The organism is Arthrobacter sp. TmtSoilC51, assembly GCF_055388015.1.
In genome coordinates this window covers 4,017,937-4,044,241 of record NZ_AP035877.1, presented here as the reverse complement: position 1 = coordinate 4,044,241, position 26,305 = coordinate 4,017,937, and the positions used below count along the sequence as shown (strand labels likewise).

Below are 26,305 nucleotides of genomic sequence, written 5' to 3'. Positions count from 1 at the left end.
GAGACAGCGACGGCTTGGATCCCAGCGTGTCTACTAGCGATCTTGCATATTTTGCGGCCGGTAAAGGCGTGCAGGGAATGCGTGGAATCATACGTCTGCGTGCCAAGACATTCCTGGGTTCGGGGACAAGAATTCTTGGCCGTCAATCGCTGAAGATCGGAAAAGGTTGCAGTATTGGCGACGGTGTCACGATTAATGCGATTTCCCGAAATGGGGTCAACTTGGGTAATCGCGTTACGATTGACCGCAACGCCTCACTTCTGGGAAGTGCGGTTATTCGAAGTGTTGGCGAGGGAATATCTATAGGTAGCGGCGCATCGGTTGGGGCGTTCAATGTAATTCATGGCGGCGGCGGGGTCACGATTGGTAAGGATTCACTTCTGGGACCATTTGTAGCAATCTATTCAGAAAATCATCAATTTCAGGATCCTGACATCCCGATACGCTCGCAAGGTCACGTTCGGCAGTCTGTCCAGATTGGGAACGACGTCTGGATTGGAGCACACGCGGTCGTGCTGGCCGGAGTCTCTATCGGGGATGGTGCTGTAGTCGCAGCTGGAGCTGTCGTGACTAAGAACGTGCCCGACCGAAGTATTGTCGCTGGAGTGCCAGCCAAAGTGATAGGGAGCCGATAAGTGACGGCTGACAATCGAGTTGCGTCATTCATTATAGTGACCTACAACAGTGCCGAGGTTGTTGGGCGCTGCTTGGAGCCACTGGCCGCTTTGGTCGACGGAGGACACGAGGTGATCATTGTCGACAACAATTCGGTTGATGCCACCTTAAATATCTGCAGAGCCGTAGTGCCCGGTGTCAGAGTTATTCAAAATGCTAATAACGAGGGATTCGCCAAAGCTGTCAACATTGGCGTGCGTGCTTCCAAAGGTTCGACAGTGATCCTGCTAAACCCTGACGCCGTTGGAACCGCATTAGCCTTCGAGCAACTTATCAAATTCAGTTCTGAGAACCCTGAAGCTGTTTTGGCTCCGATGATCGTTCACCCGGAACAACGCCTCAAGGTTGTTTCGGCGGGGCGTATGCCGCACTTGAGACGGATGTTTCTGCATTATTCAGGTCTTTCCCGCTTGGCGGGCCCAAACTTCCTCGAAGGTCACTATCTGCTCCCGCATCAAGCTGGGTCGGATCGGGACGTTGAATGGGCGACAGGTGCCTGCTTGGCGATTCCCAGGACAATTTGGGAAGCCGTGGACGGAATGACTGAACGATGGTTCATGTATGCGGAGGATATAGAGTTTTGCTTTCGTGTTGCGGTCGCCGGCTACAGGATAAGACTCGTCCCGGGAATTCAGGTTAGTCACAACACGGGGACCGGCACATCTGAGCCAAAGTCCATGAAGCCGGACTGGATCGTCAATCTCTGGCAGTTCTACAGGGATGACTTGAGTCCGAACCGAGCCTCCAGCACTGTCTGGAAGTTGGTCGTTGCAGTGGGCTTGGCGTCACGAGCTGGCTACTACTCACTTAAAGCTGCTCGTTCGACAGAACATCAAGCGTGGCGCCATGAATCTCGAAGGTTCAGGGCCTTCTGTACTGCGGTCCTCAAGGCGAAATGATAACTGTTAAGCCCTCATCCACTGCCCTGCTCCTCGGCCTGCTTGGCACCTTTGTTGCAGCAGTACTGTATGCAACTCTCCCCGCAGGCCTATCAGAGCTGTGCTTGATCATCCTTGTCGCCGGGATCCTACTTGTTGCCTGCTCAGGGATGACTGCGAGTTGGACAATAGTCTTTATGGGGGCGACCTTTAACGGAATGTCTTTGGATCTAGGGGCTATTAGTGTCCGACCTGAGCATCTGACCATTCCAGTGTTCTTCATTATGGTCTACCAACTGCGCCGTGGGTTGCCATTTAGGCTTGGTCGTCCGAGTGCGGCGTTGATCAGCTTCGCTTCCGCCTTCATATTATGGAATGGCCTTGTGTCTTTGAGTAGCCCCAAACCGCCAGCCAGCCTATGGATAGTCTTACAGTATGCCCTTGGTGTCGCATGGTTGCTGCCCTTTATAGTTTCCCCTAGGTCCAAGTGGCCGCTCGTACGTGCAGGATCAATTGTCTTTGCCGGAGTCACGTTGCTGGGTCTGATTGCGTATTCTGCTTATGCAATTGGAATATCTGGGATACCTGGAGTCAGCCCAATAAGTGGCCGGCTGCAGGGATTTTCTTTTGAACCCAACATCTATGCTAGTCAGGCTGTTGTCTGGCTGGCGGTATTGTATTTCTGGCGCCGTTCTCTTGGGCGTGTGGAGAGGATTGCCGCATTCGTAATTGTTGTTGGTGTACTATTCGCCGGCACAAGATCTGCTTGGCTTGCGCTCCTGGCCGTTGCCGCTCTCGGCTTACTGAATGTTGCCAAACGGGGATCACCCCGATCGGTTGCCATTGGTGGTGTACTCGGTGTGACGGGTGTTTGCGCGCCTTTTCTGTTGTCTACCCTCACGACAGCTGGCTTTCTTGGAAAGGAGATCACGCATCGCCTCCTGAACCTGCTCGAGTCGGACTCCGGTACAGGAGCATATCGAATCGACAATTTTGAAGTTGCTTTTAGCGATCTCAGTACATGGGATTCCTGGTGGGTGGGCCTCGGTGCCAATTCGTTCTCCCAATATCACACTATGGACTCCACCGGACGTGGTCCAGCATACTTGGGATCTCTGTGGGTTACATTGCTCTATGACTCTGGATTTATTGGACTTGCATTATTCTTGGGATTGTTCTTCGTGTTGTGGAGAGAAACCGAACGACGGAGCGAGGGTCTAGCCGTTTTTGTTGCAATTGGCATTTGTGCTGCATTTACGAACTTCTTGTGGTTCCAATATGCGTGGTTATCGATTGCCATGGTAAGTGGCAAAATAGCCGGGGACGACAACCAGGCCGGAGCTGACAAGCAACTCAATTCAAAAATGGTATATGGAGGACTTCAAAAGTGAAGGCACTTGTTCTTTGGGCTGATGAAGAGTCGCCTAATCTAGGCGTGAGGGTATTGGCCAAAGGTATGGAGGTGCTACTGAAGCGGGCTTATCCGGGCATTGTTGTAGACAGCTTGGCGGATGCAACAAATGCCGCAGGAATCGGTCTTTCTGGGCGCCACCTAGCCAGGGAGTTAGTGGGCGCCCGTGGACCGCTTGCACGATTCATCAAGGGCTACGACGTCGTTGTGGACATAGGCGGCGGCGATAGCTTTAGCGATATCTACGGGTTGAAGCGACTTGCACTGATGCAGCAGGTTCATATCCTTTGCCGCAGGGCGGGAGTCCCGTTGATCATCGGGCCTCAGACCATCGGCCCTTTCTCGTCGCCGGCGGCGAAGTGGATTGGGCGATCCATGCTAACTTCTAGCGTGATGTCTGTCGCAAGGGACTCGAAGAGCGCGGAGTACTCCAGGACTATTGGCGCACCAGTGAGCCTGACTGCAACGGATGTTGTTTTTGCGTTGGATAAGCCTCGCCATAGGTCCAGAAATGGTGTGGTAGTAAACGTGTCAGGATTACTGTGGGATTCAAGTCGCCACGGCGATTCCGCTGCCTACCAAACATCGATTAAGCGGCTGGTTGATCAACTCTTGGCAGATGGGCGATCAGTTACCTTCCTCGCACACGTGCTTGACAGTCCCTCAGCAGATAACGATTGTCGAATATTTCCGGCTCTGAACGAGCTCTACGGTGGCAGCACCTCCTACGTCATTCCTCGTGACCTTGAATATGTCCGACAGATGCTTGCGTCGGCCGAAGTGGTCGTCGGTTCGCGGATGCATGCTTGCCTGAACGGCTTGTCTGTGGGTACACCAGCTGTCGCATGGGCTTACTCTCGGAAGTTCGCTCCACTCCTCGACGACCTTGGTTGGGAACAGGTCGTCGACTTGGCGACTTCAAAGGATCCAGTGGCCGCGACGATGGACCATATGTCCGTTGAGGGAGATTCCCGTCAACGGATTGGGGCCTTAAATGAACGGGCTGAGTCAAAGTTGGAAGCAGTTGTAGAGCGTCTCAGGGCGGGGTGGAACTAAGTGACTCCGTCGAAGTTGGAAAAGGCGGTCGGTCAGGTTATCGATAGTGGCATGTGCAGCGGGTGCGGCGCGTGTGCTTTGATCGATTCATCCATATCGCTCTCGCTCAATGATGAAGGCTTTCTAAGGCCGACGGTCGACTCGCCGTCATCGCAGAGCGATGACGGGCAACTTGCCAGAGAGTTCCGTCGAATCTGTCCAGGTGTCGGAGTAGATGGACGCCAGCTTTCGGCGCCGATGTCACATCCTGTTTTCGGGCGATATTATGGCGTTTGGACAGGGTATGCATCGGACGATGCCATTCGATTTAGCGGCAGCAGCGGGGGCGTGCTGACTGCCCTAAGTGTTTGGTTGCTTGAATCAAATCAGGCAAGTCGAGTCATTGGTGTTGGCGCTAAGGTGGGTGCACCTTCTCGAAGCGTTCCCGTCAGCATCATGTCAAAGGCGGAAGCGATCGCGGCGTCGGGTTCGCGGTATGCGCCGGTGGCCAATGCTTCTCAATATGACCAGGCGGATGGTGCCGGGGTCTTTATCGGCAAACCATGTGAGGCCTATGCCGCCTCTCAAATGGACGATGCATCCTCAGACTCTGGACCAGTGCGGCTGTCGTTCTTCTGTGCCGGGACCCCTAGCCAGCTCGCTACAGAAGCCCTGATCAGGAACATGGGGGCGGAACCTAAAAACATAAAATCGCTTCGATACCGCGGTAATGGCTGGCCGGGATACTTCACATTTGAGGATGAGTTCGGCGAAGTGGGCCAAGTCTCGTACGACGATTCTTGGGGTAAGCATCTGGGCCGCAACCTCCAGTGGCGGTGCAAGCTCTGCGTCGACGGGACAGGTGAGTTTGCTGATATTTCAGTGGGTGACTACTGGGAGACGGATGCGAAAGGTTATCCAACGTTTAGTGATTCCGAAGGCAACTCGATAGTAATCGCCCGCACGGCGCGGGGTCTTAGAATCGTGCAGGAAAGTGCGGCGGCTGGCGTTTTGAACCTAGCTCCAGCGAAACTTGATTCACTTATGAATATTCAGCCACTACAACGGATCCGTCGAATATCCATGGCCGGTCGGCTTGCTGGGCGACTCCTGGCGGGGCGGCGAGTCCCTCGATACCGCGGATTCAGGTTGACTCGCCTGGCGTTATCGTCCATCCGACTGAATGTGCGAGCAACGATCGGCACGTTTTTGCGAACGCTCCGCGGCAGATGACCTCCCAGTTTTCTCGTTGGAATACCCCGAGTCTCATGGCGATGGGGCGATTAATTGCGACCGTTCTGTCGTTTATCACAGTTCCCCTCATCGCAAGATTTCTTGGACCGGAAGGCAGAGGTGAGACGGCCACCGCAATTGCCGTTTTTGGACTGGCACCCGTGCTTCTGTCGTTTGGTCTTCATTTGGGCGTTCGACGAATGGTCGCTCTTGGCTGCGAAGAGACTGTCGTACGATCTGCTAGGGGTCTTTGCCTGGTTCTTTTTGTGCCGACAATAGTGCTAACGCTGATTCTCCACGGCACGTTGTTTTCCAGCTTTTCCACCGACGTGGCGTTGGTCGCCGACGTTATTCTGCTGCTTTCGCCTCTAGTAGTCTCCTGGATGATCGACGTCTCGGTATTTGTTGTGAGGTCGGACTTTTTTGCAGTGACCCTTGTATTCCTAATTCAGCCATTCGTTATGGTAGCTGGAATTATTGCGCTGTGGGGACTGGGAGTTATCTCGACGACGAACGTACTGATCGTTTATGGATGCTCAACAATCCTAACGACAATATTTTCCTGGCTTCGACTCCGAGTTGGTTTGCGAGGCCCCCGGCTGTCGATGAAAGCCTTGCTGAGGGAAAGCAGGGCTTATGCGGGAAGTAGCATCGCGGAGGCGGGCCTTCGGCGATTGGACCAAGTGCTAATGCTCCCACTTTTGGGGGCAGTCTCCGTCGGAATGTATTCAGTAGCCGCATCGGTTGTGATAGCACCGCTGTCCCTGAGCCAAGCACTGGCTGCTAGTTATTTCGGTTCTATCGCCACAGCAGTACGACGCGGGCAGCGAACACTAATCGCGGAGGCTGTCAGATCCGGATGGATACTTGGAGCCATGTCGAGTTTGGCTGTGGCTGCATTGGCACCTTTGTTTGTTAATCTCGTCTTTGGCCCTGCATTTTCCGAAGCAGTGGCACTGGTTTTGTGGTTAGTGCCGGTTGTTGCTCTCGGTGTTGTTGCATCCGTCCAGACTGGAATTCTAAACGCAATGGGACGCGGTCGAGTTATGTTCGTCGGAAACACGAGTGCCTTGGCGGTCGTTGTTTGCGGGTTTCCACTGTTCTTGCCATTGTGGGGAATGTCGGCCGCGATCGCTATTGTGATTCTTGCCAATCTTGTGCTAGTGATAATTACCGCTTCCGGTTTGGGTATCGGTTTCAGTCAAATGATTCCTAGGATTTGCGATGTAAACCGAACTCTGAAAATATTCTTTGGGAAGTTATAAGCTAGGAGCCCGTATGATGAAAGCAACGTTTATTCGCCCATTTGTTCGCCGATTTGGATCCGGTCGAATTGGCCGCTTGGTTTTGGGGGTCGCCGTTCGACTCGAAGGCGGGCAAATGTTATCGCTTTCCCTTCGGGACTATTTGTTGAAATATCATGGAGTCGCAGCCGGAAACTACAGCTATGGATCCCTTCTTGTGCCAGGCATGGCCGATCGAGGACTTGTTATTGGGTCCTACGTATCAATTGGGCCGAACGTCCGTAGGTTCGGGGCCGCCCATCCTCTGGACAGTATTTCCCTGCATCCGTATTTTTATAACCCTCAGTTGGGTTTGGTCGGACCGGAACGGGATGTCGAACGCACCGAGTGCCAAATAGGCGATGATGTTTGGATCGGTGCGGGTGCGATCATTCTTCCGGGCTGTACAAAAGTGGGAACTGGCGCCGTGATTGGGGCGGGCGCAGTAGTAACCAAGAACGTCCCTGCTTTCAGTATTGTTGTGGGCAATCCCGCCCGGATTATAGGAGAGCGCCTAAGCGAAGAGGAACGGGAGCAGACCCGCCACCATGCGTTTTGGGCCCGTCTGCCGGAGGAAATACTCCGGGATGTTTTGGCCGGCTAGCGATGGAGCCCCCTGGCTCTTGTTGCGTACGCATGGAAAGTGCTTCAAGATGTAAGTCGTCGCAATGCGACTCTCGGTGCTTCGTGGGAAATGATTCTGTGTCGTAGCTAAAAAGAGGGGCCCGTGGTCCTGCAGGGAGGAGTGTGTAGCGTTCAACCAGGAACGGGGCCACGAGCCTTGACTGAGGCTATCGTTGTAGCGGCCGACGCTGCCATCAGCATGTTCAAACCTGCCCGACTACCGCCTCCTCTGCAACGGCAAGCTGGCTGACGGGCGCTGCCAGGTCATTGTCGAAACCGACCAGCCACCGGGCTCCCCCCAATTGCGGCGTTGTCGCGCCCCGGCGGAAGGAAGCGCTTCCAGCACGGATCCGGGACATCCCTGTCGCTGGCGCGTGGAAGTGTTCTGATCCAAGTACCGCTGGCACCGCGAGGAAGCAGCCTGCCCGCGGCTCTGGTTCTACGAGTCCGCCGCCCAGGTCCCGCGCTGTCCGGTCCACCGGCCGGTTCCGGGACCGGGTCGTTGACGAATCTCCACCACCCGTTTTCAAAGTTCGTGTTGCGCTCGTTCGGCGATCTGAGTCCTCCGTGAAGACGACAGTCGTAGAGGACGCGGTCTGGTCTGGCACCCGCGGATGCACATGGTCAGGCGTGGAGCCGCGCTCCACTCCTGAAGTGACCGATGCCTTGGTTGGCAATGACAAAGATTTCAGCGGACTAGGACGACGGACCATGTTGGATTCCCTAGTGATGCGGGAACGCTTTTGAAGTCCTGTCCATAAGCCGGTTGCCTTTCTAACACCCCGAAGCCTTTAGACCTAGACGTGAGGCCCAGAATTTGAGTGGGGCCCGTCTGATTAGGGGGATCCACAACGAACTAATTGAAAGTCCGCTTCAGTTTTGGAACGCCCCTGACCCGGATTCTTTCGCAAGGCTGGCTGCAAAAACGCACTCAGGAGCGCCCGCCGACTCGTTCTCCTGGAAAGACTTGCGCTGAACGGTCGCCTGACTTGGTTTTTGATCCGTCGGCCGAGCGCCGGCGCGACTGCTGTGATCCAGTCCGCTCGGTGACTGAAGAGTTCTTGTGCAGGTCTTCGTGGCTGTAGTACGTGTACGAGTATGAGTCGGGTCCCTTTGTTGGAAGCCGGTTGAGAACAATGCCCAGTACGTTCGAACCAACCATGGCCAGAGCCGCGAGCGACTTTTCAAGGTCTTGATAGCGAAGCTTCTGGGAACCGGCCACGACGACCACTCCTCCAACATGCTGCGAAAGTACTGCAGAATCTGTCACTGGCAACAGGGGCGGTGCGTCAATGATTACCGTATCGAAGGATTGCTCAAGCCGAGAAATTAAGTGTTTCATTTCATCGGATCCGAGTAATTCGCTGGGGTTTGGGGGGATTTGCCCAGAAGTGAGGACAAACAGGTTATCTTCACCCCATGGCTGCAACAAGTCGTTGACGTCAGATGTCCCCAGCAGTGCAGTAGTAAGACCTGCGTTTCGGTCAAGTCCCAAGTACTCGTTGACCATGGGGCGCCGGAGGTCTGCGTCGACCAGACAAACTGAGAGTCCGGCCTGTGCCAAGGCAATCGAAAGATTCGTTGCGGTCGTGCTCTTGCCTTCGCCCGGCAGCGAGGACGTAATTAGAACAGATCTTGCATGTCCCGAAACATTGGCAAACTGCAGGTTCGTCCTTAGCTGACGGAAGGACTCCGACCGAGGACTTTGTGGAGCAGACTGGGTCAGAAGTGGTTTCTTGGAGGCCTCCTGATCGAACGATATTCCGCCGAGTAGTGGCGAATCTGTTACTCGCCGGAGGTCCGCTTCACCACGGATCCTATTGTCCAATGTGGTCCGCACGAGTGCACCGGCGATTCCCAATGCAAGTCCCACCGCCAGACCGGCCAGAAGGTTGATTCGTGTGTTCGGAGCGGACGGGGAGGCTGGAGCCTTCGCCGGTTTGATAATCGAAAGTCCTACGGGCGAGGTCCCTCCGGTTTTGGGCCGCTCCAATGAATCAACGGCTCGAATCAGGCTATTTGCGACTGCCTGGGCTATCGCCGCCGCTTGCACAGGTGATTGGTCCACCACAGTGATGTCGATCAAAACAGTGTTGACCTCCGAGCTCGCCTTCACACGTGTAGCGAGCTCCTCAGCGGTCACGTCCAGGCCGAGATCGTCAATCGCAGGTTGGAGTACAGCCGGTGATCCGACTGTTTTAACGTAAGACTGAACCCTGGCCTGACTGAACGTGTTTCCCTGCTGCAGTTCAAGGACCGAACCCGAACTTTGTATGGCTACGAACAGCTGTGTGTCTGCCGTATATGTCGGCTTGGCCAGCACGGAAGCAGCTCCGCCGACTAGAAGCCCAACTAAGGTTGACGCGACAATTAGGATCCAATTGCGCCGCATGACGCGCAAGTAGTCACGTAGGTCCAAACTGGTGTTCCCCCTGTGTCATGGTCCAAAGTTGCCTGATGGCATGTCCCGAGGACTGGCAATATCTATGGTTATAGCAAGTGTACTCGGCTCAGGTCCCTCGCCCTGTGCGGCGTAACAAGTCAACGACTTCGCCTTCCAGAACGGCATACGCAATTCTGAGACAAGACGAATTCAGAAGAGCTGTTGTGTCTTTGCATTGAAGATTTACTGCTTTTTGTTTCAAGGACTACGTATCGCGCTTTGCCGTTGAATAGACTCGACTGCAACCCGGATTCTCCTGCATGTCACATGTGACCGACTTTCGTTGGAGTGTAGGACCCGAATGGATTTCCAGCCAGGATGCAGGACGTCTACCCGTTCTTCAGATACTTTTCGAGGCGTCTCTGGAAGGGGACCGTCTCAAAATCAGCCTGCTGTAGTTTGTCCAGGCTCAGGGTACTGTTTTTCGGTCGCGGTGCAGCCAATTTGTCACGGAAGTAGGCTTCCGTGCTGACCCCTGAGATACTCTCCGGCGAGGCTCCCACTGTCTCGTACACGCAAGCGGCGATATCGGCCCACGACAGCGGGGTGCCGTCATTGCTCACGTTGTACGTCCCGTAGTTGGCCCGCGATTCCAGAAGATGGCGGATGGCAGCGGCGATGTCTTCGGCAAACGTGAGACGTCCGACCTGATCATTGACTACGGCCGGCTCTACTCCGCGCTCAGCAAGACTTGCCATGGTACGGACGAAGTTGTTTCCCTCGCCAATTACCCAACTTGTGCGCAACGTGTAGTGCTTGGGCACCACACTGACTACGGCGTCTCCTGCGGCTTTGCTCTGACCATAGACGCTGAGCGGTGAGAAGGCTTCTTCTTCCGAGTGGGATTCCTGTACGCCGTCAAAGACGTAGTCAGAGGAGATATTCACCAGCGTCAAATCATGGTCTATCGCCAGTCGTGCGAGTCTTGCTACGGCTGATACGTTGGTCTGCCAGGCAGTCCTTCTGCCCTCAGGCGTTTCTGCCGCATCTACCGCCGTGTAGGCGGCAGCATTGATGATCGTGGCATAGGACTTCCAGTCCCGTGATTCGAATGATTCCTCGCTGTTCAGGTCAAATTCACTGCGGCCAGCGAACTCTACAGCGGGGTCAGATGCAAACTCTGCCCGGAGCGCTTTCCCAAGCTGACCGTTCGCGCCGAGAACCAGTGTCATTTTGGGAGCCATGGGAGACACCTCGGAGAGGCGCGGGTGAGCCTTGTCCTTCTCGGAGAGCTCAGCCTGTGAAAGAGATATGGGCCAGTCGATTGCAGCGGTCTCGTCGGCAAGATTCAGGAACGTGTACTGTTCTTGTGCCTGCGCGCTCCAATGGTCGTTCACCAGATAGGTGTAGGCCGTATTGTCTTCAAGAGTCTGGAAAGCGTTGCCGATGCCACGAGGAATGTAGATGGCCTGGCTTGGATCAAGAGTCGCCGTGAATACAGCTCCAAACGTCGGACCTTGTCGTAGGTCAACCCAAGCGCCAAAAATCTTGCCGCTGGCTACGGATATAAACTTGTCCCACGGCTCGGCATGGATGCCGCGGGTAGTTCCTTTCTTTTCATTAAAGGAAATGTTGTTCTGGACGGGCTTGAAGTCCGGCAGGCCAAGATCCAGCATCTTCTCCCGCTGCCAGTTCTCTTTGAACCAGCCACGGTTGTCGCCGTGGACTGGCAGATCGTAGATCACGACACCAGGTATCGGCGTGTTCGTGGAGCTCAGCTTCTTTGAAAACTCGATCGGCATGCTACTGACCCTGCTTCTTGTACTTGGCTTCAGTTTTGGCCTTCTGAGGGCGCCACCATTGTTCGTTGCTTCGGTACCATTCGATGGTGTCTTTGATGCCGGAATCGAAGTTCGAATATTCCGGTGTCCATCCCAACTCGGTTCGGAGCTTTGAGGAATCGATTGCGTAACGAAGGTCGTGACCAGGGCGGTCAACGACGTGGTCGTAGGCATCACGGCTGTGGCCCATGTGTTCAAGAATCAGTTCGACGACGTCCTTGTTGTTCTTTTCGCCGTCGGCACCGATGAGATAGGTCTCTCCGATACGACCCTTCTCTATGATCGCGAGTACGGCCGAAGAATGATCGTTGGCATGAATCCAATCCCGGACGTTTTCGCCCTTGCCGTAAAGCTTGGGCCTGACGCCATCGATGACGTTGGTGATCTGCCGCGGTATGAACTTCTCGACATGTTGGTAGGGACCGTAATTGTTGGAGCAATTGCTGATTGTGGCCTGCAGACCGAAAGAACGTACCCAAGCACGAACCAGCAGATCAGACCCCGCCTTTGTGGAGGAATACGGACTGGAAGGATTGTAAGGAGTGCTTTCCGTGAAGCGACCCGGATCGTCCAACTCCAAGTCGCCGTAAACCTCGTCGGTGGAGATGTGGTGGAAGCGCTTGTTGTACTTTCTGGCCGCCTCAATCAGCGTGTAGGTTCCTATGATGTTTGTATCCAGGAAAGGGCGCGGATCGTGCAGAGAGTTGTCATTGTGGGACTCGGCGGCGTAATGAACTACAACCTCGTGGCCTTCCACTAGCTCGTCAACAACCTGGGCATCGGCGATATCGCCCTGCACAACACGGACACGCTCGCCGAGCAAACCATTCAGAGATGTCAAGTTTCCGGCATAAGTGAGCTTGTCCAGTACCGTGACGTGGTGAGTAGTGTGCTCAACCACGTAGTGAACAAAGTTTGAACCAATGAAGCCGGCACCGCCGGTTACGAGAATCTGCCCCATGACGCATAACCATACGGGTTTGCGCATCATCCTACGAACCGGAATGATCTGAGCATGCGAGGAATCATCTTGGCTGGGGGAACTGGTTCGCGACTGCATCCGATTACCCACGGCATTAGCAAGCAACTTGTCCCGGTCTATGACAAACCGATGATTTATTACCCCTTGTCGACTCTGATTCTGGCGGGAATCCGCGACATTTTGATCATCACGACACCTCATGATGCCGAGCAATTCCAGCGACTTCTCGGTGACGGTTCCCGATTTGGAGTGAGCCTCAGTTACGTTCAGCAGCCCTCTCCAGACGGACTGGCCCAGGCCTTTACACTCGGAGCGGAGCACATCGGCGATGATTCGGTCGCGCTTGTGCTGGGCGACAACATCTTCTATGGACAAGGCATGGGTACACAGCTGCGACGATATGCGAGCGTCGATGGCGGAGCTGTCTTTGGTTACTGGGTAAAGAACCCGAAGGCATACGGAGTAGTGGAATTCGGCCAGGACGGCCGGGCGATTTCCCTCGAAGAAAAGCCTGAGAACCCAAAGAGTCACTACGCCGTTCCGGGTCTCTACTTTTACGACAATGAAGTGGTCGAGATCGCCCGTAACCTCAAGCCGTCCGACAGAGGCGAGTTGGAAATCACGGACGTCAACAAAACATATCTGGAACGCGGCAAACTACATGTTGAAGTATTGCCTCGCGGAACAGCGTGGCTGGATACGGGGACCTTCGAGGACCTCAGCGATGCCTCGAACTTCATACGGACGGTGGAAAACCGCCAAGGCCTGAAAGTGGGATCGCCGGAAGAAATTGCATGGCGCGCCGGGTTCCTGTCAGACGAGGAACTCCGCACACGGGCAGAGCCTCTGGTAAAGAGCGGCTACGGTCTGTATCTCCTCGGACTGCTAGAAGCTAGCCAGCACGATCACCGGCCAGAGCTCGCCCATTAACGACAGAACGCGTACTGGACTGCGGTTGCAGTCAGCGCCAATATCTTCGGCCTCGGGCAGCTGACACGCATAGCCCGGACCGTAATCTCTAGTGCTGGCTGCATCGTTTTTGTTGCAGATACTCAGGCTTTTCCCTGTGGAACCAAGTAGTCACGCTCCAAAAGACAGGTACCGATTACTCGGGTGCTTGGATCCTCGCGTCCCTAACCTCAAAGAATGATCATTCTGCTGGATGTGGGCCCTGAATGGCCCGAAAGACCTGCGCGGCATGCGGGAGAGTTGCTGCAGGACGCTGGCTGGACGTTATTGTCAGCGGCTGCCGCGCTCATTGTGCTCCCCGCAATCGCAGTTGACGAGGCGTTGCGTGCCTTGTTCCCAAGGAGAATAAGGCACGAAATAGGAGACGAATACTGACGGGAATCCAGCCTCGATCAACCCGAGGTCCTCGGCAGGTGCACAGTCGGACGTGACCTGTTGAAAAGTGGGATCCCAGGTTATTGCAACAATGGCCGTTCTGCCTGTCAGTGATAGCTTCCGCCGCTGAGATTATTGGTCGCGACGTAGGTAGCCAACTCGTCCTTCCCGATCGCCGCCCCGATCTCCGAAATCGCTGCCGTGTCTGCAACCACGATCGATTGCCCGTCCGGCGATGTACCCACACCGAGGTTGGGCAGGGTGAACATGATGGTGTCGCTTTCCCGGAGGTCCTTGAACTGGAACGCGAGGCTTCCGATAGTGGCGGCGTCTAAGCCTTTGTCCACGCTCACGAACGGTGAAATGGCTCCCACCATGTTGTTGATCGTCACCGGATTCAGCAGGGTTTCCTTGGAGATCGTCTTGCTGATGACCGCTTTGAGGAAGAGCTGCTGATTCTTGACGCGGGTGTAGTCGTTGTCCGGGAAAGACTTGCGCTCACGAACGAAGGCCAGCGCTTCGGTTCCATTCAAGGTTTGCTTGCCGGCATTGAATGTGTGTCCCGGGAGCGTGCTGGGGGAGAACGGGGTCTTCACGTTGACCTCAACGCCGCCAAGGGCGTCGGTCAATCCCTTGAAACCTTCGAAGTCCACCATTGCCACGTGATCGATGCGCTGCTGGAAAAGCGACTCAACAGTTTGCACTGTCAGGGCAACTCCGCCGTAGGCCATCGCTGCGTTGATCTTGGCCTCACCCTTACCCGGGATACTCACCCAGGTATCGCGCATGATGGAAATCGCGAAGACGTTCTTCCGGTCGGCAGGAATATGGACCAGCATCAGCGTGTCCGTGCGCTGGTCAGTTGCTGCGGTGTCCTCTGTGTCCAGGTACCGGTCCGGATTTTTGTCCTAGCCCATTACCAGGATATTCATCGCCCCGGTCGCAGTCTTCGGCGGCCGGGTGGACTCATCCGGGAATGCGGACTCGATCTTGGTGGTCCCATGCAAGATCAGAAATCCAGTAATCGGCGTCACGATACGGCCCACGTGCCCACTGTGTATATGAACCACAAGTAGGCATGAGGGATCTGCGCCCAAGGGATCTCCCGTGCCGTCGATTCGCTAGGACTCACATGCCCGACTCAATTCCCCTGGTCACCATCGTCCTCGAGGCTCCCGGAGGTGTTGACCGAGAGTCCGTGATGTACCGAAGACTTATCGCCGCAAGGCTTCGCTATGAAGCACAGTTCTCCATAATCCAGGTTGATGAGCCGCTCACGACGCAGAAAATCACACGGCTTAGCGAAATCGTCGAAACCAAGTACGTCGTTTTCATGAGGACCTCGCATCAGCTTTCCCCTACCTACATGACCACGATGTTGGATTACCTACGTCCACGGACTGTCTATCTCGGGGAACCGGTCTTCTACAATGGCGCCATCGCCAGCAACGTGGCATCCACCAAGATCGACGACGCTTATCGCTACGCCCGGGATACTGACGTATTCGGTGTTGTTTTCAACACTCGTCGGTTAAGGGATGCGTTGGAAGCAATTGGCGACGTCGACCGCTCGGCTCTGTATCTGAGCTACCGTCTGTACTGGTCCATCGGAACGGTAAAGCCTCTCGCTACAGGCTTCTCAGTTGCATCTGACACCAAATCCGCCATTGGCCTGCAAATAGCTGAGGATGTCACGCGGCTGGTCCCACTGATTCCAACGGCTTCGAAGGAGGTCCGTCTCCACCTGGTGCGGTATGTTGCGCTGTTCCTTCGCGGCATGCGGGCCGGGAAGGTGACGCAGGTGGCTTTGGCTAGTCTCCGGGACGTGGTCCGGTCCTATCGTCTGGTCGAGCTGCTCCGCTTCGTTGAACCCTTGCAGCCGGTGGAGGCGTCCTGGATTCGGTGGTTGTCTGACCCGGAATCCGATACCCACCTCTACAAGCAGCTGAGCGACCGCGACTCATACTTGTCTTTCAGGGAAGGCCAGCCCACGCAGCAGCCCCTCTACGAATTGCATTTCGGTGGGGACACTGTAGTCATCGAGAAGTCGTATCGGCCGCGAGAATTACGGCCCGGCTATTCACGGGCTGCCAGCTACGACTTCTACAGCCGGCCCATCAGGCCTTCCTCAACCATGATCTTCTTTGACAGGCCCCTACAGGCAGACGACAATGCTGAGCACCTGTATGAATATTTCAGGGCGAACCATGGGGAGTACACAGAGGCGTACTTTGCGTTGAACCCAAAATCGCCGGACTGGAAACGGCTGCAAGCGAAGGGCTTCAAACTGATTCCGATCTTCACCACCGAGTTCTACGAGAAGTTCCTCATCTCGGATCTGGTGGTTTCGTCCCAGATTTACAACATCCGGTACCGGGGCAAGTCCTTCGCGAACTCCCGCTTTGTGTATCTGCAACACGGCATTCAGCTGAACGACATGACTGACTGGATCCTCTCCAAATACTTCGACGTGTTCGTGGCCACCGGCCAACTCGAAGCCGACTATCTGGGCAAGCTTGCCCCCGTCGAAACCCTGAACTCAGGGCTGCCCCGGTTCGAAGCCCTGACCCGAACGGCACACGAGCCACAGCACTTGCTCTTCATGCCAACGTGGCGTTTCAACCTGCACCAAGTGTCCACCGAACAGTTCGCCCAGTCGGACTACTTCCGTGCAATCGACGCCGTCCTCTCGGATCCACAGCTACTAGCGTTCCTCGAAGAAACTGGCCGTACTCTCCATGTGAAACTTCATCCAAACGTGGAAAAGAGAGTCAGCCAATTCCGGTTCTCCAAGAACGTTGTGAAGACTGATTTGAGCTATCGCGAAGCCATTGCCTCAGCTGAGATGGTCTTCACCGACTACAGCTCAGCCGTGCTTGATGCAGCCTTTATCGGGACGCCAATCGCCTATTACCACTGGGACGCAGCGGACTTCTTCCATGAGCAACCTTATGAAGGCCGAGTGGACTACCGCGATGATGGCTTGGGCCCAGTCTTTGAGGAGCACGCAGACCTGATCAACCACATCGTCCAAGAGCACTACCTCCGGCCTCACGAACTATTCAGTGCCCGCCGCGAACGCTTCTTCCAGGGAGTGGACCCCCAGAGAATCAATGCGAAAATCGTAGAGAGGATGCTGAGTCTCTGATGAGAAAGATCCGAGGCATAAAACGCACCGTCACGGGCATCGCGGTAGATGCTGCCTACTCGCAGGCCGGTACGGTGTTCGCCCGCAAACTGATGGCATCCCCGGCCAATGCACCAGCACGGCGATTCATCAAGGCAAAAGGCTTGGAAGGAAGCATTCGCAGGTTGGCGTCCGAAAACCTGCCGCAAGGAACCTACTTTGCAAAGCTGACTATTTCAAAATGGCACGCGCATAAGGGTAGGGGATTCAGGCTGCTCCAGGACGGCCAAGTGGTCTATGGGAACGCGATCGAACCCCCGGCTCGCGGCTTCCCGCTTGAATATCGCAACATCATTGTCACCTCCAAGAACCCCAAGCGGTTTACCTTGGACATCGACGCACCATATGAGCTGAAGATCGGCCGCGGTGCATTCACTACTCCCCAGCAGCTTAAATACGATCACCAGTACGGCGTGGAGCAGCACGGGGACACCTACTATTCGATGCGGGGAAATACCACCAATCCCAAAAAGCTCTTCATAACTTTCCCGGGATTCGGGCCATCGACTTCACGGATCTCCTACGCCGTCAGTTACCTCAAGGCCATTACTGATGCCGACCTGAAGGACACCCTTATGGTGTGTTTCCAGGACCGCTACCTTGCCGCAGGCTCTTACATGATGGTGGACAACGCTGGCCGGCCTCTGTACGGGCGGGTGTGGCAGGCCATCGAGGATCTACGGACCCGCTTCGGTATCGACCCAGCACAGATGCTGTTCTTCGGAGCTTCCAAAGGCGGCAGCATAGCCATCCACTATGCAAAGGACTTCCCGGCCGCGCAGCTCCTGCTAGCTGTGCCGCAAATGAATTTGCCGTACTACTTCAACAAGCCGTTCTTTCGAGACAACCTGTTCCGAAACCGCGCGCTCCATGATGTGCAGCAGCCAGAGAACAGCCTCCGCGAATACTTCGCTGAGGGAAGAAGAATCGACTATTTCTACACGAACTCCGATGAACTCAGCAACCACTCACTCATTGAACTTGTTGGAGACGTTCCGAACCTCACGAAATACCGCATTGATGGTGTCCACTCAGACGTGGCACGGGCCGCGTTGCCAGCTATGTTAGGCCTTATCCGTGGGTTCTTGGGCGGTCCACAGCATAGGGAGATCGGCGCCGACGAAGTACGTTCCTTCCCCCAAGAGAACGCCATTCAATTGCAGGTTCGGGTTGATTCTGCCGCCTCGAAGATTGCCCGCGCGAACTGGTTCATTGAAGGCTGGTTGGGCCGGACAAGATTCTTGCAGTCGATGTCCGAACATTCCTATGACTTCCTGAAGTTCACTTCGGAGAAGCAACGGCTCTATCCGGCCTACGATCCGGTCCAGCATCTCTCAGCGGTTGTAGCGATCGAAGCCAACGGAACTCAGTGGACTGGCTCTCTGCCCGCTTCCTTGATGCCGGATTCGAAGCAGGACGTGCAGCACTCAATGAGTGCAACTGCTCTGAGCCTCCATGCGAAGGATCCACAGACGTATGTGGTCCTTGACGGTGACCGTTTCGCCCGCTTTCGATATCGCAGCTATGGCGCAGACAATGAGGGCGACACGATGGAGGTCCACTTCGTTAGCGATGCCGAAATCGAGGTGTCTGGGGTGACCCTTGAGCGAGGCTCACACAAGGTTTCGCATGTTGCGGTCGTGGAACCTCTGGACGGCTGGGCCATGGCAGATCTGCTTGCCTTGAGATTCGTCATCACCGCTAAAGCCGAACATCTGTTGATCGTGGTTCATGGTGCCGGCTCGGCCGACGAGGCCGTGGATACCTTTGGAGCCGTGGACTGGAAGGCCTCCACGGTTGTTGCCGTAGTGGATGAGGCGCCGGCTTCGCATGAGGTGCCCGTAAATGTCAGATAGCGCCTCCGGGGCTGGCTCAGGAAGACTGGGTCAAACCCAAATTATTCGCTCCTACGCGGATGTCTCCACCATCACGGACAACGTAGTTCACTTGAATCAGACGCCAGAATCGGAGTTTCTCCACTCCTCGGTGGAGTTTGCCGGGAAGGGAAACGTGCTGTTCGTGGAGGACGGCGTCCAGCTTCGAAATTCGAGGCTACGGTTCCTGGGAAACGGCGCGGTCATTCACTTACGCCGCTCAGCACGGTACTTGCGGATTATTGCAACTGTTTTTGAAGAGTCAGTGCTCTATCTCGGCCCGGGCGCATCATTCACGGCGGAGGCTCATTTCCTTCCAACGGAACGCAAACACGTCATCATTGGCAGCGATGCCATGTTTGCATCCCGCGTCGTCTTCCGCACAGCCGATCCACATCTGGTCTATTCAGCGCTGACCCACCGTCGAATCAATGCCAGTGCCTCCATTTGGGTGGGGGACCACGTGTGGCTAGGCGAAGACAACTTGCTGCTCAAAGGAGCAAAGGTAGGTTCGGGCAGTATCTTGGCGGCACGAGCCGTCGTAACCAAGAACGTCCCGTCCAACTCAACGGGAGCCGGCGTGCCAGCCCGCGTAGTAGCCAGTGGCGTTTTCTGGACCAGGCCTTCCGTCCACGCATATACGTCTGCGCAGACGGAGGAGAGCGCGGTAGACCCAGCAGGCGACTTCATTTATACGCGCGATAAGCATGTTGTGAACATGGATCAACTCGAGCACATGCTGGATGCTGCGTCCTCAGGGCTTGAACGAGCAGCGTGGTGTCACAACCTGGATCAAATGACCTCGAAGAACAGGTTCTTCATCTGATCTGCACGCTTACCCCGCGATTGCTTCCGGGATGGAAGGCCTAGCTCCCCAAGCCCTTGGCTGTCACGTAGGCTGCAAGCTTGTCCTGGCCAATGGCTGTGGCGATTTCCGAAATGGCGGCATTGTCCGCCAGCACGATCGACTGACCATCCATTGACGTGCCCACGCCCAGGTTGGGCAGGGTGAACATGATGGTGTCCTTCTCGCGGAGATCTTTGAACTGTAGAGCGAGTCCACCGATGGTGGCGGCGTCGAAGTCCTTATCAACGCTGATGTAAGGGGAGATCGCGTCCACCATGTTGTTGACCTTCACCGGGTTGGTGAGGGTGTCCCGGGAGATCGTCTTGCTGATGACGGCCTTGAGGAAGAGCTGCTGGTTCTTGACGCGCGTGTAATCGGAATCAGGGAACGACTTCCGCTCACGCACAAAAGCCAGCGCCTTCTCGCCGTCGAGCATGTTCTTGCCCGCCTGGAAGGTGACCTTGCCCTTCAGCACGCTGGGGGTGAATCCCTGCTTGATGTTGACTTCCACGCCGCCCAGCGCATCGGTCAGTCCCTTGAAGCCCTCGAAGTCCACCATCGCAACGTGGTCGATGCGCTGCTGGAAGAGCGACTCCACGGTCTGAACGGTCAGGGCAACGCCGCCCTGAGCCATGGCGGCATTGATCTTCGCTTCGCCGTGACCCGGAATGTTCACCCAAGTGTCACGCATGATGGAAACCGCGAAGACGTTCTTGCGGTCCGCCGGGATGTGGACCCAGATCAGAGTGTCGGTCCGCTGGTCTGTCGGGGCGGAGTCATCCGTGTCCACAGACTTGTCCGCGTTCTTGTCCTTGCCCATGACAAGGATGTTCATGGCACCCGTGACGTTCTTGGTGGGTCGCGTCGCCTCGTCCGGGAAAGCATTCTCGATCTTGGTGGTCCCGTTGTTGAACGTCTGCGCGAGATTGTAGATATAGGCGCCGCAGACTAGGCCTATGACCACCACGGCTGCCGCGAAGCCGAGGAGTACGTTTCGAGCCGTCTTTTTGGAGCTCTTTTGACGTCGCGGACGGGAGTCTGTCGCAACGGCTTCGGTATCAAGGGGATGCGTCATGTATTCCTAGAGTTGGCAGCAGCAGAGTCGATTCTAACAAATGGACAAACATGCCAGATCCGGAGCTAGCCTTTGGTGCCCCGGGAAGACTGCTCTGTGTAGATGCGTTGCGAATAGAAAGCGTCGTTTTCCGCACCCCATTGGTTGGTGACATTGACGGTGTAGTAACGGCCGGCAGCCAGGGTTGTTTTGCCAACATTCACGAGGATCATTTCCAGTTCCGGGTTCATGCCGCTCTGGACTCCGTACGCGGTATTTGTGCTTGTGGGCTTCACGGTTTTCACGACGCGTTGCCCGCCTTTGGTGGTCCACTTCACTTGGGCGTTGCCACCTGAAAGATTGAAGCCTGTTATCCGCACTTGGCCGGTGGATGCGTCAAAAGTCGCGTCGGTAATAATTGGCGTTGCAATTCCAGCCTCCACCTGGGCTTTGAGGGGAACGCCCGCACCAACGCAGGTGTAATACGAATCCCACATGAAAGAAATGATCTTCTGCGCGTTGGAAAGCTGTTGAAGCTGCCGATCGATCCTGGCTTTGGAGCTTTGCCCGCGGAGACTGTCACCGCAAGGGTTGGAGGCTGTGGCCGGAGCCATGCCCTCCAAGTTTGCCCACAGAACTGCGCCCGTTCCGGAAATGCCCGCAGCAGCTGCCAGGAAATAATCCCGAATAGGTGCCACGTACTTACTGCTCCACGAGCCCTTACCTACGATGCTCTCCGCATAGCGGTCCACCGCCGAGTTCGCTTCGTTCGACTGAAACGCTCCTCCCTTGCCGGTTCCCATGCCGTCTTGGATGGCGATGTTCAGAATGAGTCCGCTGGCCGTTTGGGCAATTCTGCGGATCCCGTTTCGAGCCTCCGTCAGGCTGATACTGAAAGCGCTGACCCGCGCGTCAAGGTAGGGACTAATGATTGCGCCGCGCGTGGGGAAGATTCGATGGATGGCCTGGTTCTGCATCCGGTACAGATCCAGGATGGGGTCGAAGGTGTGGCCATCGGTGACGGGCATTTCTGTGCTGTGATAGAAGCCAGCCAGGCCCTTCACGTTATTTGTGGCTGCCTGATATTGAAGGAAGCGCTCGGTGAAGAGCGCAAGTGTCCCCTGATAGGAAACGTCAGGGAGGTACGCCGTATCCGTTCTCTTTACGGGCAGGGGCAGGCCGGCATAGAACTTCATGCCCAGTTTCGTGGCCGCTAAGGCGAGGGAAGCCGCTGGATCCATGCCACCGGCCGCGCCACCCCCTGCAACAACCACGTCATACTTCCCGTTCGTAGACGTGCAGCCGCTGCCTTGGGCAGGGAGGACCAGCACAACGAATGCCTTGCCTTGGCTGGTGATCCTGCGGTCCTGAGGACACTTCACGGCTTGGCTGCTCCATACGCTTCCGTCGGAGTACGTGAAATAACGGTTGACCTCCAGAGTTCCTGCAGCAGCCTTGGCGCAATTCACTCCATCGATGACACACTCCTTGGGCAGCGTTGCCAAGGTAGCTGGCGCGAGGGGCGTTCCAAAAGTGATGACAGTGTCAGCGCCTGCTGTTTTGATTTCAGTGAGCTTCTGGGTGTTTCTCGAAGTGTTGGGGGACGCGAAAACGAAATAGCCGCCAATTGGGTAGCTTGCCGGTTTCGGCGCCCGGGCAGCCGGAGTTGGCTTCGGGGCCGCTGGGGGCTGTTTATCCTGGGCTGGTGGCGTCGCCTCGGTGCCAGGGCTGGGGGCAACCAAAGCGGTTCCTCCAACTCCGGCTGTGAGCACAAGTGCTGCGAGGAGGACTTTGATGCGTGGACGGCTTCCGCGAATGAGCGTCATGAATTCCTTGGGGTCGGCATCAGCAGACGATCCTACGGAATCAAATGACTGTTATCCATACGCTAGACTAAATCGGGCTGCCCTCCTGCTGTTGGTGGCCGCGCCGACCCTCATTCAGGGTGGACGCGCTGGAACGGACGCTACTAGCGTTCTGTACGACATATCAACGGGGGGAAAGTTGGGCACCGGAATTAAAAGTGTTCAAGCCGCACTTGTGGTCATATTGATGGCTCTTCTTGGCTTTTTTGCCACCCAGCCAGCCATGGCCACCACGGTAACCAGCCCTGGCACGGACACGGAACAACCGGCCGAACCATCGCCGACGCCCGAGCCTACATTCCCGGTTGTCATCCCGCCCGTTATTGAGCCTTCTTCGCCTCCCCCCACTTTGGAACCTGTTTCTCCGGCACCTGCCCAGCCTTCCGAAGAGCCAGCTCCCGCGCCCGTGGTACCGCCCGTCGTCGAGCCCGTCGCTCCGCCCGCGGAAGTACCTCCCGTGACTCCTCCTGCTACCTCGCCCGTTCCTGCTCTTCCCACGGATGTTGCTATCGAGAACTTCGTTGTAGAGCCCGAGGTTCCCGTGGAGACCGACACGGCCACCGCCGAGGCAACCCCTACCCCTACACCGACTCCTACCAAAACCGCCGCCCCGCCAGTTGTCAGCGCAGACATCACCGGCCCGTTGAAGGTAGCCCTGGCCCCCGTCGCGGAGAACAACCCCCTAGTCCAAGGCCTGACGGTCTTGGTGTTGCTGCTGCTGGGCCTTGCATACTTCCGTGCCCTGCGCTCAAAGGGGATCCGCGGACCCCGCCTCAACGGCAAGTAGTCCATGGATACCTCCCTCCCCAGGGACGCGGCTGCCGTAAATCCTGCATTCCCGTTGCGTCTAATGCTGCTCACCCACTCGTATTGGCCGGAGCACAGCCCGCCGCAGCGCCGTTGGCTGTCCCTGACCCGGGAATTCCGGAAGGCAGGCTGGGACGTCGACGTCGTCGCTCCCGTCGCGCACTATCCCAACGGCAAGCGGGATCTGCCCCGGCGAAAGGCCGGATTCGCTTTTGCACACCAGGAAGGCCCGCACGGCGAAACCATCAGGCGCGTGCCGTACCTGCGGCACCTTGGCACATCGCCACTCGCACGCTTCGCTGACCAACTCTTCTCCGCTGTTATGTCCGTTCCCATAGGTTTGGGCGGCAAGAAACCGGACGCGATTCTCGCCACCGCACCGAGCCTCCCGACGCTGGCTACTGGATACGTACTTTCCCGACTTCGCAGGGTGCCCTTCATCGTCGAGATGCGGGATGCCTGGCCGGACCTGGCCCGCGACGCGCGAATCGTGCAAGGCAGCGTCAAAAGCCTGGTGGAGCGTGTGGTTGAGTTCGTCCAGCAGCGGGCGGACCTGGTTGTCACGGTTACCGACGGCTTTGCAGAGACCCTGCGGGACCGCGGCATCAAGAACGTCGTCACCGTGAGCAATGGCCTCGATCTAAACTCCATGCCTTTCCTTGAGCCCCCGGCCTTGGAACGGGACGTCTTTCATGCCGTGTACCTCGGGAATCATGGCAAAAGCCAGCGCCTGGACATCCTCATCAGGGCAAGTGCACTTCTGGGCGAGGGATTCCACCTGACATTGGTAGGTCACGGCACGAGCCGTCCGCAATTGGTGAAATTGGCCCGCGAACTCAACGCGCCCGTGACCTTCTTCCCTTCATTGCAGGGGCAGGCAGTCATGGACAAATACCGTGAAGCCGATACGTGCATCGTCTCCCTGCGAGATGACTGGAAGTCGTTCGAGACCACTGTCCCGTCCAAGACCTACGAGGTTCTGGCCATCGGCAGGCACGTCACCGCCGTGGTTCGGGGTGAAGCTGAACGCATCATCATTGAAGCCGGCGGAGGTGACGTCGTCGCGGCGAACGCAGAAGCAGTGGCGCAGCTATGGCGGGAGCTTTCCGAGGACCGAAGCAGGCTGGCCTCAGGCACAAGCGGACGCGACTGGGTCAGGGACAACGCCGACTACTCGCAGCTGGCCCTGCGATACATGGACTCAATAACCTCGTTGATCAGTCCGGAGCCAGCCGATGCTCGGGGGACTAAGTGATCCAACTCCTCAAGAACATCGCGCTGACTGCAGGAACCGTGTCAGAGCACCTCACTGAGTCGCCCTTTGTTTTGTTCCTCCAGGTCCTTCGCCGGCTGCCGTCCAGGATCGTCAGGCCGCTGGCTCGTTTCCTGGCCACGCTTGCTCCCAGTTCCGCCCGTCCACTCTTCCTGCTGGCTAGCCACGCGGCGGGGGACACCGCGGGGCTTACCCGTCGGTTTGAGCATGCTGTCCGCGCCGGCCTTGATGGCGAACGCGCCCGAAGGGCTGCAGAAGTAGCCATCGCTGCCGGCCAGCCAGCGTGGGCGGATGTCTTCCTGCCCCTCGCCGCAGGGGCGACGCGGACTCCGGCGACCCTCGCCAGGCGCAAGTGGTACGACGGCGACATGAGTGGCGCCGTCGTCGTCCTCGCTGGCGAGCCGGGCGGGACTGGAAAACAGCGGCAGCGGCTTGAGTCCGAAGTCCGCGTCTTCCAAGGGTGGCGTCCACAGCTGACTGCGTCTGCAGTGAAACCGCAACCGCGCAGGGTCCTGCACCTGCTGACGAATTCCGTGCCGCACACCGGAAGTGGCTATGCCCGGCGCAGCCACTCGATCCTCACCGCTCAACAGGACGCCGGTTGGGAAGCCATGGCCGTAACCCGCCTGGGTTACCCCGTGCAGATCGGCGCCTTGACAGCCCGCCAGTATGACGTCGTCGATGGCGTGCGCTACGAACGTATCTTGCCTGCCCGGATGCAGCCATCCATGCATGGTCGCTTACAGCAGCAGGCCGAAGGCATCTTGTCCCTTGCCCGAGACTTCAGGCCGTCGGTTCTCCACACCACCACCCACTTCGTCAACGGCCTGGTGGCCCGGGAAGTTGCAAAAGCCCTGGACGTCCCCTGGGCCTACGAGGTCCGTGGGCAATTGGCTGACACGTGGGCCTCGACGCGCGGCGAGGAAGCTCGCCGGAGTGAACGGTACAAGCTCTTTACCGAACGCGAAGCCGACGTCATGCAGAGCGCGGACCTCGTGGTGACGCTCGGCGAATCCATGAAACACAACATCGTGGCCATGGGCGTCCCGGACAGCAAAATCCTGATATGCCCCAACGCCGTGGGCGGCGCGTACCTGGAAGAACCGCTTAATCACGGCGATGCGCGGCGGGCTTTGGGATTGGACCCGAACGGGCTTTACATCGGGACAGTAAGCAGCCTTGTCGACTACGAGGGCCTCGACGATCTGGTCACCGCATTTGCGCTGCTTGCGCCACGGCTGCCACAGTTGAAGCTGGTCTTGGTTGGGGACGGCACTGCCGCGCCCGCTCTTCAGGACCAAGTCCGGCGCCTGGGAATTTCGGAACGAACCATATTTACAGGCCGCGTCCCTCCGGAGCGGGCTCGTCTGCACCACTTGGCGCTGGATATTTTTGTGGTTCCACGCAAGGACCTGGCTGTGACCCGGGCCGTGACGCCGCTCAAACCTGTGGAGGCACTGGCCTCTGGCCGGCCAGTGGTGGCCAGTAATCTGGACGCCTTGCGGGAGATAGTGCACGACGGCGTAAACGGCAGGGTGGCGAACGCTGAGGATCCGGAGGGGCTGGCTGAGGTGTTGTTCGAATTGCTGGACGATGAAGCTTTGCGCCAGCGGCTGGGCGCCGCGGGCAGGCAGGAAGTATTGGCTACGAGGACGTGGCAGGCGAATGCCCGGGCATACATTCGGGCTTATGAAAATTTGGGCGTCTAA

20 protein-coding genes are annotated in these 26,305 nt (G+C 56.8%); 14 read left to right on the top strand and 6 right to left on the bottom strand.

The features are described from left to right. The first annotated feature begins 26 nt into the window (after positions 1 to 26). The 7 genes from ACZ5G6_RS18450 (at position 27) to ACZ5G6_RS18420 (ending at position 7,119) form a co-directional block, all read left to right on the top strand. Positions 27 to 635, top strand: coding sequence for an acyltransferase (locus ACZ5G6_RS18450; protein WP_498687143.1), 609 nt, complete (start codon positions 27 to 29; stop codon positions 633 to 635). Next, the gene (locus tag ACZ5G6_RS18445) at positions 636 to 1,574 is read left to right on the top strand and encodes a glycosyltransferase family 2 protein (RefSeq protein WP_498687142.1); all 939 of its coding nucleotides are present in this window, start codon (positions 636 to 638) and stop codon (positions 1,572 to 1,574) included. After that, positions 1,571 to 2,944 carry an O-antigen ligase family protein gene (locus ACZ5G6_RS18440; protein ID WP_498687140.1) on the top strand — a complete coding sequence of 458 codons (1,374 nt, stop codon included), beginning with the start codon at positions 1,571 to 1,573 and terminating at the stop codon, positions 2,942 to 2,944. Before ACZ5G6_RS18445 ends, ACZ5G6_RS18440 begins: the two co-directional genes overlap by 4 nt. 65 nt (positions 2,945 to 3,009) lie before the next feature. Further along, complete coding sequence (locus tag ACZ5G6_RS18435; protein WP_498691945.1) at positions 3,010 to 4,020, top strand: polysaccharide pyruvyl transferase family protein; 1,011 nt, start codon at positions 3,010 to 3,012, stop codon at positions 4,018 to 4,020. Between the two features lie 78 nt (positions 4,021 to 4,098). Next, positions 4,099 to 5,232 carry a Coenzyme F420 hydrogenase/dehydrogenase, beta subunit C-terminal domain gene (locus ACZ5G6_RS18430; protein WP_498687138.1) on the top strand — a complete coding sequence of 378 codons (1,134 nt, stop codon included), beginning with the start codon at positions 4,099 to 4,101 and terminating at the stop codon, positions 5,230 to 5,232. A gap of 35 nt (positions 5,233 to 5,267) precedes the next feature. Next, positions 5,268 to 6,497, top strand: coding sequence for a lipopolysaccharide biosynthesis protein (locus ACZ5G6_RS18425; protein WP_498687136.1), 1,230 nt, complete (start codon positions 5,268 to 5,270; stop codon positions 6,495 to 6,497). Positions 6,498 to 6,510: 13 nt separating this feature from the next. Then, complete coding sequence (locus ACZ5G6_RS18420) at positions 6,511 to 7,119, top strand: CatB-related O-acetyltransferase (protein WP_498687135.1); 609 nt, start codon at positions 6,511 to 6,513, stop codon at positions 7,117 to 7,119. A 951-nt stretch (positions 7,120 to 8,070) separates the two neighbouring features. Here ACZ5G6_RS18420 and ACZ5G6_RS18415 read toward each other — a convergent pair. The 3 genes from ACZ5G6_RS18415 to rfbB all read right to left on the bottom strand — a co-directional run bounded on the left by ACZ5G6_RS18415 (position 8,071) and on the right by rfbB (position 12,324). Next, entirely contained in the window at positions 8,071 to 9,558 is a 1,488-nt protein-coding gene (locus ACZ5G6_RS18415) for a tyrosine-protein kinase domain-containing protein (RefSeq protein WP_498687133.1), read from the bottom strand. A 353-nt stretch (positions 9,559 to 9,911) separates the two neighbouring features. Further along, positions 9,912 to 11,324 (bottom strand): sugar nucleotide-binding protein, encoded by a 1,413-nt coding sequence (locus ACZ5G6_RS18410; RefSeq protein WP_498687132.1) that lies wholly within the window; start codon positions 11,322 to 11,324, stop codon positions 9,912 to 9,914. 1 nt (position 11,325) lies between these two features. Beyond that, entirely contained in the window at positions 11,326 to 12,324 is a 999-nt protein-coding gene (gene rfbB, locus ACZ5G6_RS18405; protein WP_498691942.1) for a dTDP-glucose 4,6-dehydratase, read from the bottom strand. A gap of 54 nt (positions 12,325 to 12,378) precedes the next feature. Here rfbB and rfbA point away from each other — a divergent pair, with 54 nt between their 5' ends. Continuing rightward, positions 12,379 to 13,275 (top strand): glucose-1-phosphate thymidylyltransferase RfbA, encoded by an 897-nt coding sequence (gene rfbA, locus ACZ5G6_RS18400; protein WP_498687131.1) that lies wholly within the window; start codon positions 12,379 to 12,381, stop codon positions 13,273 to 13,275. A gap of 521 nt (positions 13,276 to 13,796) precedes the next feature. Here the strand turns inward: rfbA and ACZ5G6_RS18395 are convergent. Then, positions 13,797 to 14,528 (bottom strand): LCP family protein, encoded by a 732-nt coding sequence (locus tag ACZ5G6_RS18395; protein ID WP_498687129.1) that lies wholly within the window; start codon positions 14,526 to 14,528, stop codon positions 13,797 to 13,799. A 293-nt stretch (positions 14,529 to 14,821) separates the two neighbouring features. On the opposite strand from ACZ5G6_RS18395, the gene ACZ5G6_RS18390 reads away from it, so the two are divergent. Genes ACZ5G6_RS18390 through ACZ5G6_RS18380 form a run of 3 tightly spaced genes read left to right on the top strand, consistent with a single transcriptional unit; the run spans position 14,822 to position 19,576 of the window. Further along, complete coding sequence (locus ACZ5G6_RS18390; protein ID WP_498687127.1) at positions 14,822 to 16,837, top strand: CDP-glycerol glycerophosphotransferase family protein; 2,016 nt, start codon at positions 14,822 to 14,824, stop codon at positions 16,835 to 16,837. After that, entirely contained in the window at positions 16,837 to 18,732 is a 1,896-nt protein-coding gene (locus ACZ5G6_RS18385) for a hypothetical protein (RefSeq protein WP_498687126.1), read from the top strand. The genes ACZ5G6_RS18390 and ACZ5G6_RS18385 overlap by 1 nt, the downstream gene beginning before the upstream one ends. Next, entirely contained in the window at positions 18,722 to 19,576 is an 855-nt protein-coding gene (locus tag ACZ5G6_RS18380; RefSeq protein ID WP_498687124.1) for an acyltransferase, read from the top strand. Before ACZ5G6_RS18385 ends, ACZ5G6_RS18380 begins: the two co-directional genes overlap by 11 nt. 40 nt (positions 19,577 to 19,616) lie before the next feature. On the opposite strand, the gene ACZ5G6_RS18375 is transcribed toward ACZ5G6_RS18380, so the two are convergent. Both ACZ5G6_RS18375 and ACZ5G6_RS18370 read right to left on the bottom strand, forming a co-directional pair. Then, positions 19,617 to 20,672: an LCP family protein gene (locus ACZ5G6_RS18375; protein WP_498687122.1), complete on the bottom strand. Its 1,056-nt coding sequence runs from the start codon at positions 20,670 to 20,672 to the stop codon at positions 19,617 to 19,619. A 65-nt stretch (positions 20,673 to 20,737) separates the two neighbouring features. Then, positions 20,738 to 22,477 (bottom strand): DUF4434 domain-containing protein, encoded by a 1,740-nt coding sequence (locus ACZ5G6_RS18370; RefSeq protein ID WP_223934251.1) that lies wholly within the window; start codon positions 22,475 to 22,477, stop codon positions 20,738 to 20,740. A 262-nt stretch (positions 22,478 to 22,739) separates the two neighbouring features. On the opposite strand from ACZ5G6_RS18370, the gene ACZ5G6_RS18365 reads away from it, so the two are divergent. From ACZ5G6_RS18365 to ACZ5G6_RS18355, 3 genes are read left to right on the top strand one after another with little or no spacing between them, the layout of a single operon-like run. Beyond that, the gene (locus ACZ5G6_RS18365; protein WP_498687120.1) at positions 22,740 to 23,303 is read left to right on the top strand and encodes a hypothetical protein; all 564 of its coding nucleotides are present in this window, start codon (positions 22,740 to 22,742) and stop codon (positions 23,301 to 23,303) included. A gap of 3 nt (positions 23,304 to 23,306) precedes the next feature. Continuing rightward, positions 23,307 to 24,578, top strand: a complete 1,272-nt coding sequence (locus ACZ5G6_RS18360; RefSeq protein WP_498687119.1) for a glycosyltransferase family 4 protein — start codon at positions 23,307 to 23,309, stop codon at positions 24,576 to 24,578. Beyond that, positions 24,575 to 26,305 (top strand): glycosyltransferase family 4 protein, encoded by a 1,731-nt coding sequence (locus ACZ5G6_RS18355; protein ID WP_498687117.1) that lies wholly within the window; start codon positions 24,575 to 24,577, stop codon positions 26,303 to 26,305. Before ACZ5G6_RS18360 ends, ACZ5G6_RS18355 begins: the two co-directional genes overlap by 4 nt.

What these genes read in the sequence shown, in the direction of transcription:
- ACZ5G6_RS18410 (WP_498687132.1), bottom strand. Translation starts at nt 11,324, where the DNA reads ATGCCGATCGAGTTTTCAAAGAAGCTGAGCTCCACGAACACGCCGATA.
- ACZ5G6_RS18380 (WP_498687124.1), top strand. Translation starts at nt 18,722, where the DNA reads ATGTCAGATAGCGCCTCCGGGGCTGGCTCAGGAAGACTGGGTCAAACC.
- ACZ5G6_RS18425 (WP_498687136.1), top strand. Translation starts at nt 5,268, where the DNA reads ATGGCGATGGGGCGATTAATTGCGACCGTTCTGTCGTTTATCACAGTT.
- ACZ5G6_RS18375 (WP_498687122.1), bottom strand. Translation starts at nt 20,672, where the DNA reads ATGACGCATCCCCTTGATACCGAAGCCGTTGCGACAGACTCCCGTCCG.
- ACZ5G6_RS18440 (WP_498687140.1), top strand. Translation starts at nt 1,571, where the DNA reads ATGATAACTGTTAAGCCCTCATCCACTGCCCTGCTCCTCGGCCTGCTT.
- ACZ5G6_RS18390 (WP_498687127.1), top strand. Translation starts at nt 14,822, where the DNA reads ATGCCCGACTCAATTCCCCTGGTCACCATCGTCCTCGAGGCTCCCGGA.
- ACZ5G6_RS18360 (WP_498687119.1), top strand. Translation starts at nt 23,307, where the DNA reads ATGGATACCTCCCTCCCCAGGGACGCGGCTGCCGTAAATCCTGCATTC.
- rfbA (WP_498687131.1), top strand. Translation starts at nt 12,379, where the DNA reads ATGCGAGGAATCATCTTGGCTGGGGGAACTGGTTCGCGACTGCATCCG.
- ACZ5G6_RS18420 (WP_498687135.1), top strand. Translation starts at nt 6,511, where the DNA reads ATGATGAAAGCAACGTTTATTCGCCCATTTGTTCGCCGATTTGGATCC.
- ACZ5G6_RS18395 (WP_498687129.1), bottom strand. Translation starts at nt 14,528, where the DNA reads ATGCTGGTCCATATTCCTGCCGACCGGAAGAACGTCTTCGCGATTTCC.
- ACZ5G6_RS18435 (WP_498691945.1), top strand. Translation starts at nt 3,010, where the DNA reads ATGGAGGTGCTACTGAAGCGGGCTTATCCGGGCATTGTTGTAGACAGC.
- ACZ5G6_RS18370 (WP_223934251.1), bottom strand. Translation starts at nt 22,477, where the DNA reads ATGACGCTCATTCGCGGAAGCCGTCCACGCATCAAAGTCCTCCTCGCA.
- rfbB (WP_498691942.1), bottom strand. Translation starts at nt 12,324, where the DNA reads ATGGGGCAGATTCTCGTAACCGGCGGTGCCGGCTTCATTGGTTCAAAC.
- ACZ5G6_RS18385 (WP_498687126.1), top strand. Translation starts at nt 16,837, where the DNA reads ATGAGAAAGATCCGAGGCATAAAACGCACCGTCACGGGCATCGCGGTA.
- ACZ5G6_RS18365 (WP_498687120.1), top strand. Translation starts at nt 22,740, where the DNA reads ATGGCCACCACGGTAACCAGCCCTGGCACGGACACGGAACAACCGGCC.